20 protein-coding genes are annotated in these 16,159 nt (G+C 69.8%); 14 read left to right on the top strand and 6 right to left on the bottom strand.

The window, feature by feature from the left end; all coding sequences use genetic code 11:
- The first annotated feature begins 64 nt into the window (after positions 1-64).
- The 3 genes from HZS54_RS25300 to HZS54_RS25290 all read left to right on the top strand — a co-directional run bounded on the left by HZS54_RS25300 (position 65) and on the right by HZS54_RS25290 (position 3,493).
- Positions 65-1,264 carry a hypothetical protein gene (locus HZS54_RS25300; RefSeq protein ID WP_179919836.1) on the top strand — a complete coding sequence of 400 codons (1,200 nt, stop codon included), beginning with the start codon at positions 65-67 and terminating at the stop codon, positions 1,262-1,264.
- On the top strand, positions 1,254-2,270 hold the full coding sequence (locus HZS54_RS25295; RefSeq protein WP_179919835.1) for an ICP22 family protein: 1,017 nt from the start codon (positions 1,254-1,256) through the stop codon (positions 2,268-2,270). The genes HZS54_RS25300 and HZS54_RS25295 overlap by 11 nt, the downstream gene beginning before the upstream one ends.
- Before the next feature lie 140 nt (positions 2,271-2,410).
- A complete protein-coding gene (locus HZS54_RS25290) occupies positions 2,411-3,493 on the top strand; it encodes a WD40/YVTN/BNR-like repeat-containing protein (protein ID WP_179919834.1) in 1,083 nt (360 codons plus the stop codon).
- A gap of 33 nt (positions 3,494-3,526) precedes the next feature.
- Here the strand turns inward: HZS54_RS25290 and HZS54_RS25285 are convergent, their stop codons facing one another.
- Positions 3,527-3,913: a hypothetical protein gene (locus tag HZS54_RS25285; RefSeq protein WP_179919833.1), complete on the bottom strand. Its 387-nt coding sequence runs from the start codon at positions 3,911-3,913 to the stop codon at positions 3,527-3,529.
- Between the two features lie 127 nt (positions 3,914-4,040).
- On the opposite strand from HZS54_RS25285, the gene HZS54_RS25280 reads away from it, so the two are divergent.
- The 7 genes from HZS54_RS25280 (at position 4,041) to HZS54_RS25250 (ending at position 8,908) form a co-directional block, all read left to right on the top strand.
- Positions 4,041-5,255, top strand: coding sequence for an FAD-dependent oxidoreductase (locus HZS54_RS25280; RefSeq protein ID WP_179919832.1), 1,215 nt, complete (start codon positions 4,041-4,043; stop codon positions 5,253-5,255).
- Positions 5,256-5,334: 79 nt separating this feature from the next.
- The gene (locus HZS54_RS25275; RefSeq protein WP_179919831.1) at positions 5,335-5,814 is read left to right on the top strand and encodes an Lrp/AsnC family transcriptional regulator; all 480 of its coding nucleotides are present in this window, start codon (positions 5,335-5,337) and stop codon (positions 5,812-5,814) included.
- Between the two features lie 101 nt (positions 5,815-5,915).
- Entirely contained in the window at positions 5,916-6,179 is a 264-nt protein-coding gene (locus HZS54_RS25270) for a HalOD1 output domain-containing protein (protein WP_179919830.1), read from the top strand.
- Position 6,180: 1 nt separating this feature from the next.
- On the top strand, positions 6,181-6,393 hold the full coding sequence (locus tag HZS54_RS25265) for a hypothetical protein (protein ID WP_179919829.1): 213 nt from the start codon (positions 6,181-6,183) through the stop codon (positions 6,391-6,393).
- A 43-nt stretch (positions 6,394-6,436) separates the two neighbouring features.
- Complete coding sequence (locus tag HZS54_RS25260; RefSeq protein ID WP_179919828.1) at positions 6,437-6,637, top strand: DUF7333 family protein; 201 nt, start codon at positions 6,437-6,439, stop codon at positions 6,635-6,637.
- Positions 6,638-6,765: 128 nt separating this feature from the next.
- Positions 6,766-7,914: a CAF17-like 4Fe-4S cluster assembly/insertion protein YgfZ gene (gene ygfZ, locus HZS54_RS25255; protein ID WP_179919827.1), complete on the top strand. Its 1,149-nt coding sequence runs from the start codon at positions 6,766-6,768 to the stop codon at positions 7,912-7,914.
- A gap of 124 nt (positions 7,915-8,038) precedes the next feature.
- Complete coding sequence (locus tag HZS54_RS25250; RefSeq protein ID WP_179919826.1) at positions 8,039-8,908, top strand: CheF family chemotaxis protein; 870 nt, start codon at positions 8,039-8,041, stop codon at positions 8,906-8,908.
- A 195-nt stretch (positions 8,909-9,103) separates the two neighbouring features.
- Here HZS54_RS25250 and HZS54_RS25245 read toward each other — a convergent pair whose 3' ends face one another.
- On the bottom strand, positions 9,104-9,979 hold the full coding sequence (locus HZS54_RS25245; RefSeq protein ID WP_179919825.1) for a Fic family protein: 876 nt from the start codon (positions 9,977-9,979) through the stop codon (positions 9,104-9,106).
- Positions 9,980-10,240: 261 nt separating this feature from the next.
- The gene (gene nth, locus HZS54_RS25240; RefSeq protein ID WP_179919824.1) at positions 10,241-10,927 is read right to left on the bottom strand and encodes an endonuclease III; all 687 of its coding nucleotides are present in this window, start codon (positions 10,925-10,927) and stop codon (positions 10,241-10,243) included.
- Positions 10,928-11,057: 130 nt separating this feature from the next.
- Here nth and HZS54_RS25235 point away from each other — a divergent pair, with 130 nt between their 5' ends.
- From HZS54_RS25235 to HZS54_RS25220, 4 genes are all read left to right on the top strand, one after another.
- Positions 11,058-11,468 (top strand): DUF7522 family protein, encoded by a 411-nt coding sequence (locus tag HZS54_RS25235; protein ID WP_179919823.1) that lies wholly within the window; start codon positions 11,058-11,060, stop codon positions 11,466-11,468.
- Positions 11,469-11,604: 136 nt separating this feature from the next.
- Positions 11,605-11,946, top strand: coding sequence for a 2Fe-2S iron-sulfur cluster-binding protein (locus HZS54_RS25230; protein WP_179919822.1), 342 nt, complete (start codon positions 11,605-11,607; stop codon positions 11,944-11,946).
- 21 nt (positions 11,947-11,967) lie between these two features.
- The gene (locus tag HZS54_RS25225) at positions 11,968-12,264 is read left to right on the top strand and encodes a hypothetical protein (protein ID WP_179919821.1); all 297 of its coding nucleotides are present in this window, start codon (positions 11,968-11,970) and stop codon (positions 12,262-12,264) included.
- 62 nt (positions 12,265-12,326) lie between these two features.
- Positions 12,327-13,412 carry a S66 family peptidase gene (locus tag HZS54_RS25220; protein ID WP_179919820.1) on the top strand — a complete coding sequence of 362 codons (1,086 nt, stop codon included), beginning with the start codon at positions 12,327-12,329 and terminating at the stop codon, positions 13,410-13,412.
- Positions 13,413-13,457: 45 nt separating this feature from the next.
- Here the strand turns inward: HZS54_RS25220 and HZS54_RS25215 are convergent, their stop codons facing one another.
- From HZS54_RS25215 to panB, 3 genes are all read right to left on the bottom strand, one after another.
- Complete coding sequence (locus tag HZS54_RS25215) at positions 13,458-14,723, bottom strand: ABC transporter substrate-binding protein (RefSeq protein WP_179919819.1); 1,266 nt, start codon at positions 14,721-14,723, stop codon at positions 13,458-13,460.
- 131 nt (positions 14,724-14,854) lie between these two features.
- The gene (locus tag HZS54_RS25210; protein ID WP_179919818.1) at positions 14,855-15,220 is read right to left on the bottom strand and encodes a TFIIB-type zinc ribbon-containing protein; all 366 of its coding nucleotides are present in this window, start codon (positions 15,218-15,220) and stop codon (positions 14,855-14,857) included.
- Between the two features lie 77 nt (positions 15,221-15,297).
- Positions 15,298-16,128, bottom strand: coding sequence for a 3-methyl-2-oxobutanoate hydroxymethyltransferase (gene panB / locus HZS54_RS25205; RefSeq protein ID WP_179919817.1), 831 nt, complete (start codon positions 16,126-16,128; stop codon positions 15,298-15,300).
- Positions 16,129-16,159: the final 31 nt, after the last annotated feature.

The following is a 16,159-nucleotide window of genomic DNA, read 5'->3' as shown; positions in this document are numbered from 1 at the left end:
GGCTATCACATCTGAAACCTGCGCGGACAGCTATAACTACTGACAGGCGAGTGACCCACCCGAGATGGGACTCGCACGAACGGGCGCCGTGCTCTCGGGGCTCGCGGGTATCGGGTTCGGGCTGCTGGGACGGATACTCCCGCCGCCGACGAGCCGGTTCGCCAGCAGGCCGGGCTGGGTGACGGCGCTGGTCGACCTCGCGGTGCCGCTGGTCGTCCTCGCGGTCGTCCTCTACCTGATCGACCGCGGGACGGTCGGGCGGCTGCTCGGCGGGCGCGGCGACGGCGTCGGCGGCGTACTGGGCGGGTCGCGGACCGTCCCGCTGAACCGCTACGAGATAATCGAGGCGACCAACTGGAAACGGCTCAACTGGATCCGACTGCGTCGGTCGCTGGGGGTCGCGCTGACCGTCGCCGGGACGGTCGCCCTGATCGTCTCGGTCGCCTTCGGGGACGCCGAGGGGCTGAGCGGCGAGTTCGGCGCCGTCGTGACCGCGCTGTGGATCGTCGCGATCCTGGGGGGACTCGCGATCGTGGTGACCTCGCGGACCGACGGCGAGGAGGTCGCCGCCGACTACACCCACCGCGTGTCGGTCCGCATCCCCGACCTGTTCTCGCTGCACTCCTTTCACGTCCACCTCCGGCAGATCACGGAGGACCTGGGCTACGTGCCGACCAGCGACACCTCGCCCGGCCGGGGCGGCTCCGCGGCCGCGTTCGACGAGGAGGTCTACCTCTCGAAGGGCGGCTTCAAGGTGCGCAAGCGCCCGTTCGAGTCGTCGCTGAGTCCGTTACCCGACGACTCGCCGATGGCCGAGGTGGTCAACCTCACGACCGCCAGCCTGTCGCTGGTCGCCGTCGGCGTCTCGCTGCTCGTCACCGGCCCGCGGGTGGCCGGCGTCCCGCTGTTGCTGGTCGGTGCGGTCGCCTTCCTCTACGACTACGTCCGCCGGACCCGCCAGTGGGCCGAACTGTACTGCATCGAGGAGGGAACCGTCTACACGCCGACGGCGGCGGTCCACGACGGCGAACCCCCCGGCGAGGGCGTCGTCCACCACGAGCCCGCCGTCTCGGCCGCCGAGTCCTCGACGGAGCTGCTCGTCACGCTCGGCGCGAAACACTCGGTGTACTTCGCCGAGGACCGCCTGGCCGCCGACTTCGAGGACTTCGTCGAGCGGCTCGACGACGTGGCCGCCGAGAACAGCTACACCCTCGTCGACGAATCGACCCGCGAACGGGTGAGCGCCCACACCGATGGCCGCTGACCCCGACCCGCCCGACGAGTCAGCCGAGGGGTCCGGTGACGACTCCGTCGACCCCGCGGACCTGACCGGCGCGAGTGACGCCGACCTCGCCGGCCTCGCTGCCGACGCGTGGGCCGCCGACGGCTACCGGACGACGGTCAAGGAACACGGCTCGCACGTGTTCGTCTTCGCGAAGCGGCGGGTCGACGGCGAGGTGCGCGGCGAGATCGTCTGGGTCGCGGGCGAGCGAGCCGTCGACTCGGCCCAGCTGGAACAGCTCGACGCGCTCGCCGGGAAGACCGGCGCCGACTCGGCGGTCTGCCTGTCCGTCGGCGCCGGCGGCGTCGCGGAGGCGGCCGCCGCGGGCCACGACGTGACCGTCCTCGACGGCGACGACCTCCGGGCGAAACTCGGGGTCGAGGACGCGGCCGAATCCGGCCCGGATGCACCTGAGTCCGGCTCGGACGCGGACATGCTGGGGGACGACCCGCCGGTCGGCTCCGGCGAGGGCGACAGCGACCCGGGCGGACTGGGAGACCTGGACGCACCGGGAGACGGCGCCTCGCCCTCGGCCGGCGACGAGGCCCCGGCCGCGTCCGGCGGCGGGCTGGCACCGCCGGACGACGACGAGGTCGCCGGTGGCGACGCCGACGGCGGTACTCCGGGAGCAGGTGACGACGGCGGCGAACCGGACCTGAACGGGGGCGGCGCTGGCGACGCCCTCGACGGTCTCGGCGATGTCGACGACGGCTCGACCGGCGCGGCCGTCGACGGTCCCGAGGGCGCGAACGCGGCCGGGTCGGCGACCGAGCGGCGTCTCGACGCGTGGGACGGACAGACGACCGTCGAGGACGTGGACCGGCCGCCGTTCGACGGGCTCTGGGCGACGGTGACCCGCGGCGACGCCGTCGAGACCGTCGAGGACGTGGACCGGCCGCCGTTCGACGGGCTCTGGGCGACGGTGACCCGCGGCGACGCCGTCGAGACCGTCGCGGACCTGTCCGTCTGGGACGGGACCTCGCGCTGACGGCGGGCGGCGAGACCCGGGTTTCGGCGCCCGCTCCGGACGCGGGGCGACCGAGGGCGGACCCCGTCCGTCCGCTCGCCGCGGTCCGCCGAACTCGATTTCAGCGAGCGGTTAAGACCGTCGCGCCCGTCCGATCGGGTATGACCGACACGACCGCCTACGCCGCGCTCGGCGACCGCGTGCTCGTCGTCCGCGGGGACGCTCCCGACTCGACCGCCGACGGGGACGACCCGGTCACCGCCGGTGAGTGGACCGCCGCCGAACGCCTCGCCGGCCGCGACTTCCAGTGCGTCGCCGCGAGCCCGGAGCGACCGGACCGCGCGTTCGTCGGCACCGTCGAGTCCGGGATCCACCGCACCGGCGACGGCGGTGACACCTGGGAGCGAGTCGCCCCGGGTATCGACGACCGCGTCACCTCACTGGCTGTCAGCCCACACGACCCCGACACCGTGTGGGCCGGCACCGAGCCTTCGGCCGTCTACCGCTCGACCGACGGCGGCGACTCGTGGGAGGCGCTCGCGCCGCTGACCGCCCTCCCCTCCGAGTCGGAGTGGTCGTTCCCGCCGCGACCGCACACCCATCACGTCCGCTGGCTGGAACCCGACCCGCACGACCCCGAGCGGCTGTACGTCGCCATCGAGGCCGGCGCGCTCGTGCGGACCGACGACGCGCTCGGGGCCGCGGCGGCCGAGGGCGCGGACGGCGCCGACTTCTGGCGTGACCGCCCCGAGGGCGCCCGCTACGACAACCACACCCTCGCGACTCACCCCGACGCGGAGGGCCGACTCTACACCGCCGCCGGCGACGGCTACGCCCAGTCCGAGGACGGCGGCGACACCTGGGCCTACCCGACGGACGGGCTCGACCACGGCTACGTCTGGGGGCTGGCCGTCCCGCGGGCCGACCCCGACACCGTCGTCGTCTCCGCCGCCAGCGGCGCCCGGAGCGCACACAGCGTCTCGACCGCCGAGGCGTACGTCTACCGCACCGCGAACGCCGGCCGGGACGAGCCGACGGAGTGGCACCTCGCGATGGACGGCCTCCCCGAGCCCGAGGGCACGGTTCGGTCGGTGTTCGCCGCCGCCGGCGGGTCGGTCCTGTTCGCGCTCAACAACCGCGGGTGCTACCGCTCGGCCGACACCGGCGCGTCGTGGGAGGAGCTTCCCCTGGCGTGGCCCGATGCGTACGAATCACGGACGCCGCGCGGGCTGGCCGTGGTGTGACCCGACCGGCTGCCTCGAACCGCGCCCGACCGCTCACAGCGCCGACCCGACGCCGTAGACGACCATCGTCGTCACGACGGCGGCGGCCGCCGCGACGGCGACCACCTGGAACGCCTTGATCCGGTCCCGTTTCACGGCTTCGGCATCGGCGACCGACCCGGAGTCGCCGCCCGACCCCGAGAGGTCGTAGCGGGCCAGCGCGCCGAAGCCCGCACAGAAGCCCATCCGGTCCTGGACGACGCCCATGAACCCGCCGAACAGCAGCGGGAACGACCCCAGCAGGAGTCCGGCGGGTCGGCCCGTCCCGAGGACGACGCCGACGTAGGCCGCCGCCCCGAGGAAGGAGACCGCACCCAGCGTCCGTCGCTTGCGCCGCTCGTCGCGCCCGATGTTGCAGACGCCCGGCCGATACTCGCTCATGCCCGAGAGTGAGGGACAGTTCGGTAAAAACACACCTGCAAACAGCGTCGGTACGGGTCGGAGAGTCAGCGCCGCCCGCGGACGCGGGACTGAAAGATATTTCATCGCGACACGCCACAGGGGTCGTATGCACGATTTCGTCGTCGTCGGGTGCGGCCCCGCCGGCTCGCGGTTCGCCCGTCGCGCCGCCGAGCGGGGGTACGACGTGCTCGCCTTCGAGCAGGGCGAGGTCGGGGAGCCGCTGGCCTGCTCGGGCCACGTCTCCACCGACGTCTGGGAGTTCACCCCGGATGGCGCCCGCGACCGTCTCCTGCAGAACGTCGTCTACGGCGCCCGCTTCCACCTCGGTTCTCCCCGCGGCGACCCGCCGGGCGACCCCCGTCCGAACGGCCGCGTCCCCGCCGACCGCGACGGCCGCGCGACCACCGAACCGGACGGCGCCGCTGCCCACGAGGGCGCCCCCTCCGACCGCGACGGCGGCGAGTTCCCGGCCACGTCCTACCCCTTCTACAAGGACGAGCAGGTGTCGAACGTCATCGACCGGGTCGGGCTGGACCGGGAGCTCGCCGACGCCGCCCGCGATGCGGGGGTCGACCTCCGGGAGCACCACACCGTCGTCGGCGTCTCCGAGTTCCGCGACCGCGTCGAAATCGAGGTACGGGGACCGGACGGCGTCGAGACCCACGAGGCGCGGATGGTCGCCGGCTGCGACGGGCCGAAATCCCGGGTCCGGCGCGAACTCGACATGCCCGAGCCCGACGAGTTGCTGCACGGCGTCCTCGGGTTCAGCGACGAGGACGACGCGAGCGACTTCGTCGACGTTCACCTCACCGTTCCCGACTTCTTCGCCTGGCGCATCCCCCGCGGGGAGGCCGGCGTGGAGTACGGCCTGGCGACGCCGCCGAGCGCGGACGTGCGCGAGCGGTTCGACCGCTTCACCGCCGACTACGGCGTCGAGACCGACCGCCGCTGCTCGGGCCTGATCCCCGTCGGCCCGCCCGACTCGGTGACGAGCCGCCGGGCGTTCCTCGTCGGCGACGCCGCCGCCCAGACCAAGCCGTTCACCGGCGGCGGCATCCGCTACGGCATGACCGCCGCCGACCACGCCGCCCGGGAGGTCGACCCCCGCGACCCGGCGACGCTGTCCGCCTACGAGGCCGCGTGGCGCGACGACCTCGAACGCGAGATCGAACTCGGCCACTGGGTCCGGCGGGCGTACTCGCTGCCCGAGCCGGTCAAGCGGGTCGGCCTCCGGGCGTTCTCCGGCGAGATCGGCGTCCACATGGACCGGCCGACGACCGTCTTCTCGCTCGACCAGCTGCAGTCGCTGCTGCGCGGGTGAGCGTCGGCCGGCCCCGGTGTCCCGGGCCGTCGAGCGGTCCGACAACCCTTTCACGGATAACTCTGAGACACTTACGAGTATGGCCGATCTGGACGAACTCGACTTCGCGGTCCTCTACCTCCTTCAGGAAGACGCCCGGAACACGACCCCGGTGGACATGGCCGAGCGACTCCCCGTCTCGGCACAGACCGTCCGCAACCGGATCGACGGTCTCGAAGCCGCCGGCGTCGTCGACGGCTACGAACCGGTCGTGGACTACCGCCGTGCGGGCTTTCCGCTCCGGATCAGTTTCACCTGTACCGCCCCGGTCGAACGCCGGGCCGACCTCGCCGACAGCGCGCTCGAACTCCCCCGCGTCGTCAGCGTCGACGAGTTCCTGAGCGCCTCGGAGAACCTCCGGGTCCTCGCGGTCACCGACGACTCCGAGGCGATCACCGATATCAGCGAGCGACTCGTCGACCTCGGCCTCACCATCGAGAGCGAGCGACTGCTCCGCCGGCGGGCCGTCCGCCCCTACGACGGGTTCGCCGAGCGGTCACCGTCGGCGGAGACCGACTGACGCGGGACGATTTGAGATATCCAAACCGATCTTAAAGGAAACTCAACTGCCTAATGGTTGAGGGTGTTATTTTTTGGTAACGGACGACATCCCACCGAGTGATGATACGGCAGGAGCGGTCGGGAACTCCGTCGAACGGTGACGACAGGTTGACAACGAAGGTCGTGAGGGCGGTCGCGGCGGACGTCGGGGCGGACCCGACGGATCTGCCGCCGCTGTGGACGGCGCTGGACCCGGACGCGCTCGACCGACTCGTCGACTCCGGCGGCGAGTCGCTGACGGTCACCTTCGAGTATCGAGGCCGGCTGGTCACGGTCGGCTCCGACCGGGAGGTCCGTCTCGGGGAGCGGGACGACGCCGAGTAGCATGTACGTCTGTCGCTGCCACACGTGCGGGGAGTCGCGGTCGGCCGCGGCCCGCGAGCACGTACAGCGGTTCTTCAACGACCACGCCGCCGACGAACACGAGGTCGTGTTGAAGCGGGTCGAGTCGACCGCGGGCCCGGCGTCCGGGGCGCCGGACGGCGACCGGTGGGGGGAGGAGCCATCGTTCCCGGAGCCGACCGACGAGGTGCGGTGAGAATCCCCGCAACGCTGATTTGAGAGCGTTCCTAACGGCCGCTATGGAACTCGACTTGCCGAAGACGGTCGCCGCGTTCGCCGTCCTGATCGCGGTCGGCGTGGGCGGACTGGTCGGTGCGCCGATCCCGATGGGGACGGACACGATCCTGATGATGGTCGCGCCGTCGATGGTCGTCTTCGGGCTGATCTGTCTGGCGATCGGCGTCGCCCACGGGCAGTACCGCGCCGGCGCGACGCGGTGACGCGGTGGCGCGGTGGCGCGGTGGCGCGGTGACGCGGTGACGCGACCGGCTCCCTCGCGACCCGCCGCGAGCCCCGGCCGTTCCCCGCTCCGCAAGACGTAACCCGACACCGGCCCCAACTCGGGGCAATGACGGTCATCGAGTCGGTCCACGCGGACCACGGCGCGACGTTCGAGGAACGCGGCGACCGCCGGGTGGTGGCCCACTACGGCCGCCCCGAGCGGACTCACGCCGCCGTCCGCAACGTCGTCGGCGTCACGGAACGGGGCTACGGCGTCCTCACCGTCGAGGGCGACGACCGCGTCGCGTTCGTCGACAACGCCGTCTCGAACCGCGTCCCCGACGAGGACGGCGAGGGCTGCTACGCCCTCCTGCTGGACCCCCAGGGGGCCATCGAGACGGACATGTACGTCTACAACGCCGCCGCCGGCGACCGCCTGCTCGTCTTCCTCCCGCCGACCGAGCACGAGCGGGTCGCCGAGGACTGGCGCTCCAAGACGTTCATCCAGGACGTGGAGATAACGGACGCCAGCGACGACTTCGGCGTCTTCGGCGTCTACGGCCCTCAGGCCACCGAGAAGATCGCCAGCGTCCTCAACAAGGCCGCCTCGCCGGACCGCACCCTATCCTTCGTCCGCGGGACGATGGCCGACGCCGGTGTCACGGTGATCCGCGACGACGGCCTGGCCGGCGAGGAGGGCTACGAGGTGGTCTGCGCCGCGAGCGAGGCCGCCGACGTGTTCGACACCCTCGAAAATCGCGGGAACGCGGCCGCCCCCTTCGGCTATCGCACCTGGGAGACGCTGACGCTGGAGGCCGGCACCCCGCTCTTCGAGACCGAGCTATCGGGTCGGATCCCCAACGTCTGCGGCGTCCGCAACGCCCTGGACTTCGAGAAGGGCTGTTACGTCGGCCAGGAGGTCGTCTCCCGGGTCGAGAACCGCGGGCGGCCGAGCCGGCGGTTCGTCGGTCTCGTCGTCGGCGCGGACGTCGAAGACGGCGCGGCCGACGCGGGGAGCGCCGTCCCCGGGGCCGGCGCGGCGGTGTTCGCCGGCGACGCCGCCGTCGGCGAGGTGACCCGCGGCGCCGTCAGCCCGACCCGCGACGAACCCGTCGCGCTGGCCGCCGTCGACAGCGGCGAGACGGCCGTCGGCGACTCGCTCGCGGTCCGCGTCGACGGCGAGGAGCGCCCCGCGACCCGCGTCGCGCTCCCGTTCGTCGAGGGGAGCGACGACTCCGCCCGCCGGCCGCGGTACCCGGACGCGGACGCCGCGTAGCGGGGCTGTCGGCCCGGAACTGCCCCCGAAACCGGTCGAACGACCGGGATCGGCCGTTCTCGCCGTTGATACTGGCACGAAACGCTCAATATTCGGGGGGCGAAAGGGACTGCTAACGCCGCCTATGTCGGAATCAGTCATCGCGGACTTCGTCGCCACCTTCAATTCGGAGGCCTCGTCCCGGGCCGAGCCGGTGAAAGGGCGGATCCTCCTCAGCGAGAAGCGGCTGGTCCTCGCCGGCGACGAGGGGAAAGTGACCATCCCGCTGTCCGCTATCTTCGACATCGCCGTCGGTCAGGTCCCCGACGACCTGGGCGAGTTCTTCGACTCGACGGTGACGGTCGCCTTCGAGAAGGGGGGCAACCGCATGGTCGCCGCCGTCGAGGCCGACGACGACAAGATCGAGAAGTTCACGACGGTCCTGTTCAAGGCCGTCCTCAACGGCACCGACGTGACCCTCAAACACCCCGCCCGCGTCGGCGGGCGCGTCACCGACCAGGCGTTCGCCCCCGCGAAGTTGTTCCTCAAACCGGGTACCGTCCGCTTCCGCCGCTCCGACGACACCGTCGACGTGGACCTGTCGACGGTCACCGACTTCGAGCGAACGTCCCGCGAGATCAACGGCAGCGAGCGGTCGGTCCTGGCGGTCCGGCACCTGGCGAACGGCCAGTCGAACCTCTCGCTGGCCGCCCTGGAGTCCCCGCGCAAGATGTCGATCCTCGGCCGCTACCTCCGCCTGGAGTACAGCGATCTGATGGCCGACCTGGAGGACGTGACCCTCTCGGAGGAGCAGGTCGAACTGCTCGTGGCCGTCTACTCGACCGGCCCGGGCGTCTCGCTGGCGAACGTCCTCGACATGGAGAGCAGTCAGCTGACGATGGTCCTCAACGACCTCCGGGACGACGAACTCGTCGTCGACGGCGAGGACGGCCCGACGCTCACCCCCAAGGGCCGCGTCGTCGTCTCGAGCCACCTCGAAGACGTGAACGCCTGAACCGCTCGATCCCTCCATGGGACCGCCGTTTGTTTCCGACGGGAACGTCCGGAGAAGATTGGCCAAAATATAAACCGCTTCCGCCGATAGGATCGGACATGGACCGGGAAGAACTAGAGAAAAAAGTCGAGAAGCACGTCGAAAAGCGAAAGAGTGCCTACGTGAAGATGGGCACTGTCGACTCGGAGTAGCCTCCTACTCGTCTCTGACTCGCTGCAGTTTTTTACGCAGGGCCTTCTCGGAGTGATGGTTCAACGCGGGGTACTCAACACCGAACAGTAGGGACTCGAAATACTGGAACCAGTGCCAATATAGTGTATCCCGTCTCCAGAGTCGCTCGAAGTTACGCTCCGGAGATAGGTGACGATGGAATTTGGAGAGCAACACCGCTTTGCCGATTTCGGTCTTGTCACCCGGCCACCGATGGTCCTCACCGACAACCTCGTTTGCGAGAGCGAGCCGATACAACGCGATCATCGCCGTTCGATGATTGGCATCGGGGAATAGATGAAAGGAGACGAGCGAAGCGACCCAGTGAGCACACTGGGACGTGATCGGTTCTGTCCGGGGAAACTCTCGGAGGATTCGATCCAGTTTCCATCGTTTCGCCGACAGCACCTCCCGCGATTTCCTGCGAGCGTCCCGCACGTCTACCGAGTACTCGTGCGCGGTCTCTTCGTCCGGGTTCTTCACTTCCCTGTAAATGTCGAAGTTGATCTGTTTGATATCCTCTTGGGTCAACAGAGAGAGGTCAGTGATGCGGTTGTCGGATAGGTCTAACAACGTCTGCAGGTCGAAGTACCCGTTCGACTGTGGCATCTCTCTCGACCCGTCGATGACTCGTTCACCGCTGGCCGTGAGACCGTAGAGTTCGCTTCCCATCCTCTCTACCAGACCAAGCTTCCGTAGATACCGACACTGGAGCCGGATCTGACTCTTCGATCTCCGACCTTCAGAAAGTGTGTGAACGGAGAGTACCCCCTGCTCAGCCATCTTCCGGAGTATCTCGATATCAGAGAGAACGGATGGTCCCCCGGACTCGCGCCACGGAGGAACGCGCCACTCGGTCATCGTAAACGCTGGTTCTCGCGGCCTAATAGTACTGTCCGTCCTTGCGGTCCACTCGCTGTCTGACCCATCGGTCCGATGTGACAGCACGCGAAACGCGAGAGGTGGACAGGCGGTCGGTACACAGCAGGACATTGCGATGGAGGGACTAACTGTGGGGCCGTGCGTTCGAATGCAGACCGAATCGGTACCACGACGCGTCGCTCCGGCTCGCAGACAACTTGTTACCCGTACGCTGGCGACCTCCGCAGAGAGCCGATCAACCTAATCCCAGGGCTCGCCGCTCGCGAGGTCCACGTCCGAATCGCCCTTCGCCGACGGGCAGATATCCGCCAGGACGCACTCGTCGCAGTCGGGGTTGCGCGCCGTACACACCGCTCGGCCGTGGCTGATCAGCAGGTGCGTGTACCACTTCCACTCCTCCTCGGGGACGACCGGCAGCAGGTCCTCCTCGATGGCCTGGGGACGCTCTTCCTCGGTGATCCCGAGCCGCCGGGAGAGCCGCTGGACGTGCGTGTCGACGACGATCCCCTCGACCAGGTCGTAGCCGTGCTGGAGGATGACGTTCGCGGTCTTCCGGCCGACGCCCTTCAGGTCGGTCAGCTCCTCCATCGTGTCCGGCACCTCGCCGTCGTGTTCGTCGGCGATGATCCGCCCGGAGGTCTTGAGGTAGTCGGCCTTGCTGTTGTGGTAGGTGATCGACCCGATGTCCTCGGAGAGTTCCTCGACGTCCGCCTCGGCGTAGTCCTCGGCGGACTGGTACTTCTCGAAGAGGTCCTCGGTCTCCTGGTTGACGCGCTCGTCGGTACACTGGGCCGACAGCACGACGGCGACGAGCAGCTCGAGTCGGTTCGAGAAGTTCAGGGAGATCGTGGCGTCGGGGTACTCCTCCCAGAGCCGTTCGATCACTTCTTCGGCCTGCTCCGCGCGCGAGGGAAGCGGCGTGCCCATTGTGGCCGATCCATCGGCCGAATCGCGCTTGAGTGGTTCGGTCTCGGGACGGGGGGTACGCGGAGCCGTCGCTATCGCGGTCGAGTCCCGGCGGGGTGGCTTTATGTCCGTCGCCGCCCATCGAGCGGACATGACAGACTCTCCCGACGAGGAACTCGACGACATCGAGTCCGACCTGGCCGACGCCAGCGAGGAGGGCAGGGAGATCGTCGAACAGATACGGGAGAGCGACGAGGGCGCGCTCCGCGCGGCGGTCCGCTACGGGGGCGACGACCACGAGGTCGTCTACCTCCGGGAGGACATCGCGGCGCAGTTCAGCGACGCCGAACTCGAAGAGCGCGTCGAGACGCTCGTCATGAAGGGACTTGGCGACCCCGCGCAGGAGGGCGCGCTGTTCGACTTCGGGACGCTCGACGCCACCGTCCGGTGGTACGACTCCGTCGTCGTCGCCCACTTCCCCGTCCGCGAGTGGTCCGGCCTCGTCTTCACCTTCGACCGCGACAGCGAGTCGCTCGGCGACATCGTCGACGAGTACTTCTGAACCTGTCGCCGAGCGCGTCGCGACCGCCTCCGTTCGTTCCCCGGGGAACGACTCGGAACCCACAATCCACACGGGACCGAGCGTCGTCCACCGCCCGGCATAAAGAGTTTAGGTGGAGAGCGTCGAATCGAGGGGCATGACCGAGTACACCGTCGAGTTCGCTGGGACGGGCGAGGAGATCACGGTCTCGGACACGGAGACCATCCTCAGCCGGTGCATCGAGGAGGGCATCGCCCAGGAGTACTCCTGCCGCGTGGGGATGTGTCTCGCCTGTTCGGCGAAGATCGAGGCCGGCGAAGTCACCCAGCCGGCCGCCCGCGGGTTCACCGAAGAGGAGGCCGAGAACTACGCGCTGACCTGCATGGCCCGCCCGCAGTCGGATCTCGTCCTCGACCGCGGCAAGTACCCCCCCAGCATCGAGGACGACGCGGCCCGGGCCGCTGGCGCCGACCCCGACGCCGTCTCCGCGGACGACTGACACGGTCCGAATCGAATCCACATGAAGGCCCTCCGCGTCGTCGGCGTCGCCGTCCTCAGCGTCGTCGACGCCCTCGTCCCCTCCGTCGTCGCCGCGCTCACTGTCCTCTTTATCTCAGCCGACCCGTGGGTCGACGCCGCGAGCCCCTGGGTTCTGTCGGCCGGCGCCGGCGTCGTCGCCTTCCTCGGCACGCTCGCCGTCGGGTTCTCGATGACGCTGCTCGGCCACGGCCCGTTCCCGGTGACGCGACTCACCAAGCGGCTCTGGCAGTGGTGGCACCGCCCCTGGTTCGCCGGCCGGCGCGGTCGCGGCCGGTAGGTCGTGCTACCCCGTCCCACCGCGTCGCAAACGGTTTTCCGACGGCACCCGACTGTCCGGGCATGAGCGACGGCGACGACCGCAGCCCCGAGTTCGTCACGCCCCCGCCCGCGGAGCCGGGCGACCGGGTGGCCGTGATCGCGCCCTCCGGCGGCGCGGCGACGCTGTTCCCGGACGTGCTGGACCTCGCGCTCGAACGCCTGCGCGACCGGTTCGACCTCGACCCGGTCGTCTTCGGGACCGCCGAGGCCGACCCCGGCGAGCTTCGCGAGCGCCCGGAGATGCGCGCCGCGGACGTACACGAGGCGTTCCGCGACCCCGAGATCTCGGCCGCGTTCGCGACCATCGGCGGCGACGACCAGGTCCGCGTGCTGAGACACCTCGACCCCGATATCCTGCGGGCGAACCCCACTCGATTCTTCGGCATGAGCGACAACACCTGCCTCGCCAGCTACCTGTGGACCCACGGGGTCGTCTCGTGCTACGGCGGGCAACTCCTGAATCAGGTCGCGACGCCCGGGAGCTTCCCCGAGTACACCGAGCGGTACCTCCGCCGGGCGCTGTTCGAGGAGTCGCTGGGCGAACTCGAACCGGCCGAGGCGTGGACCGACGACACCGTCGAGTGGGGCCGCGACGACTTCCGGGAGACCGAGCCGGCGTACGAGGCCAACGAGGGCTGGCGGTGGGACGTGCCCGACGCCCGCGAGGGCGAGGAAATCTCGGGCCGGCTCTGGGGCGGCTGTCTCACCGTCCTGCCCTGGCTGCTGGCCGCCGACCGCGCGGTTCCCGACCCCGCGGATCTGGACGGGGCGGTCCTCGCCCTGGAGACCTCCGAGGAGCTGCCGAGCGCCGAGGACGTGCGGCGGAAACTCACCGTCCTCGGCGAGCGCGGCCTGCTGGAGCGGTTCGACGCCGTCCTCGTCGGTCGCCCGCAGACCCGCAGTCGCGAGAGCGACCGGACCGACGAGGAGCGGACCGAGTACCGCGAGAACCAGCGCGCGGCGGTCAGCGAGTGGGTCCGCGAGTACAACACCGGGGCACCGGTCGTCTTCGACCTCGACTTCGGCCACACGAACCCGACGGCGCCGGTGCCGATGGGCGGTCGGGTCGCGGTCGACACCGACGAGCGGTCGGTTCGGTTCCCGTGAGCGGGGCGGGCGGCGTCGACTCTCGGGAGTGCCGGGGTGGCGCCGTCAGTTCCCGGTGACGATGCCGGCGACGCGCTCGCGGTCGAACAGCCGTTCCTCGGCGGGGAGCTCGGGGTAGTGGTCGCCGTCCTCGTAGCCGGGCCACTCGCCGAAGACATCGGGGTAGAGCTGTTTGGCGGTCATCTCGATCTGGAAGAGGTTCATCAGCGGCCCCTGGTAGCGCATCCCCTGTGCGTAGACGCGGTCGTTCTGCACGGCGGAGAGCTCCGCGCCGACGTCGTCCGAGCGGAGCTGCTCGCGGACGTTCGCCATGTCGTAGCGCGGCGTCATCCCCCAGAGGTGGAGGATCACGTCGGGGTCGGCCTCGATCATCGTCTCGTAGCCGACCGAGCCCCACAGGCCGTCCCACTGCTCGCTGTCGAAGGCGTCGACGGCGGCGAGCGGCCGGGTATCGGCGAGCCAGAAGCCGGGCCGGTTCAGGTGGTACGTCCAGAACTGCCCGTCGCCGAGCGTGACGCGCACGGCGGTCGGCCGTTCCTCTTTCGGCGGGAGGTCGGCCTCGATGGTGGCGACGAGGTCGCTGTGGACGGCCGCGAGCTGCTCGTAGCGCTCGCGCTCCCGGAAGAGCTCGGCGACGCGCCCGAACAGCTCCCAGAGCGTGTAGTACTGGTAGTCCTCGCCGTAGGACTCGGGGGGCGCGGCGTGCGTGCCGCTGTAGAAGTTCCCGAAGAAGGGGCCGACGGAGTCGGTGATCTCCGCGACGTCGTCCCGGCTCCAGTTGCTCTGGGTGGTCGCCCAGGCGGGGTCGAGGAGGTGGACGTCGCTTTCGAGTCCGTAGAAGAACTCCTTCGAGAAGTCGTCGAAGGGGTTCGGGAGCCCCTCCCAGTCGAAGGAGACGCCGTCGAGGCGCTCGTAGTAGTGGTTCATCGTCGGCCCGGCCATCTCCGGGACGAACATCGAGTTGACCGTGTCGCCGTACCCGAGCGCGACGAGCATGTCCGCGAACTGGTTGTACATCGTGAAGACGCTCTCCGGTTCGGAGTCGAGCGTCACCTCGCCCACCGGCGAGAGCGTCGCGCTGTAGCCGCCGTCGTCCGTCGCGGTCGCCGTCGGCGCGTCGGTCGGCGCGGGCGTCGCCGTGGCCGACTCCGCCGGCTCGCCGCCGGCCGACCCCTCGGTCGCCGTCCCGTCGCTCGGCGTCTCGTCGCCGCCCCCGGCACAGCCCGCGAGCAGCGCGCTCCCGAAGAGGGCACTCCCACCGGCGAGACACTTCCGACGCGTCAATCGCGGATCGCTCGTATCGTCGTCCATATTTTAGGTTAACCTAATCCAGGGTATAGTGGTTTCGGAACAGCCACAGCGGGGTTCGGGCTGGGAGTCGGTCCGCGGCGGTGGCGGTCGCCCGGTGAGTCGACCGGGTCGCACGGCGCGCCGCGCGGCGGTCAGAACTCTTCTTCGCCCCCGCCGAACTCCTCTTCGTCGCCCCACTCGTCTTCCTCCTCGCCCCATTCCTCCTCGTCTCCGTCGCCGCCGAGCGCCGAGGTCACGGCGCCGAGTAACCCGCCCTCCTCCTCCTCGTACTCCTCTTCCTCGTACTCCTCTTCTTCGTCGAGGTCGATGTCGATGTCGCGGTCGGAGTGGCCGTGCCCGTGTTTGCGGTGTTTCGACCCGGTCAGTTCGCCGAGCTCGCCGGGGTCGAGCCAGACGCCGCCGCAGTCCGGACAGTAGTCGATCGTCACGTCGTGTTCCTCGCGCTGTTCGAACTCGGTTCCGCACTGGGGGCACTCGAGCGACCTGTCGAATACCATGGGTCGCGCTATCACCGGACAGTCTCAAAATAGTTCTGATCGTGACACGTTCTGCTCATCGGTCGAGAACGGGCGCCTCACTCCTCGTCGACGGGGTCGAAAGCGTTGTCCCGCGTCGGGAACTCCCCGGACTCGACCTCCTCGACGTACTGCTCGACGGCCCGGCGGATCTCCGAGTCGAGGTCCGCGTACTGCTTGGCGAGGCTGTATTCCTCGCCGCCCAGCCCGAGCACGTCCGAGACGACGAGCACCTGCCCGTCGACGTAGCGGCCCGACCCGATACCGATCGTCGGCACGTCCACGGCCTCGGTCACCTCCCGTGCGACCCCCTCGCTGACCGTTTCGAGGACGATCGAGAACGCCCCCGCGTCCGCCAGCCGCTGTGCGGTCTCCACCAGCGCCTCGCCCGGCGAGGAGGTGTCGGTGTCGCGGCCCTGGACGTACGCGCCGCCGATCTCGTTCTTTCGCTGGGGCGTCAGCCCGACGTGGCCCTGGACGGGGACGCCGAGTTCGGTCAGCCGGTCGACGATCTCGATCGTCGTCTCGCCGTAGGGCGCCGTCTCCAACTTGACGGCGTCGGCGCCCGCCTCCTTGAGGAAGCGACCGGCGTTCTCGACGGATTCGGCCATCGACGTGCCGTAGGTGAGGAAGGGCAGGTCCGCGACGACGAACGCCTCCTCGGTCCCGCGGACGACCGCGGCGGTGTTCGACAGCGCTTCCTCGAGCGTGACCGGCAGCGTGTCGTCGTAGCCGAGGTGGTTGTCGCCGGCGCTGTCGCCGACGAGGATCATGTCGACGCCGGCCGCGTCCACCTGCCGGGCGACGGGCGCGTCGTAGGCCGTCAGCATCGTCAGCGGCTCGCCGCCCTCGTGCTTCTCGTAGAGGTCCGGTATCGTCGTGCGAGACATCGCGATTGGTCGCCCTTCGACGGCCAGCGAT

The sequence above is a fragment of the Halosimplex pelagicum genome, from assembly GCF_013415905.1.
Lineage (GTDB): Archaea > Halobacteriota > Halobacteria > Halobacteriales > Haloarculaceae > Halosimplex > Halosimplex pelagicum.
Note: the sequence above shows the minus strand (reverse complement) of the source record. Positions and strands in the feature narration are given on the sequence as shown.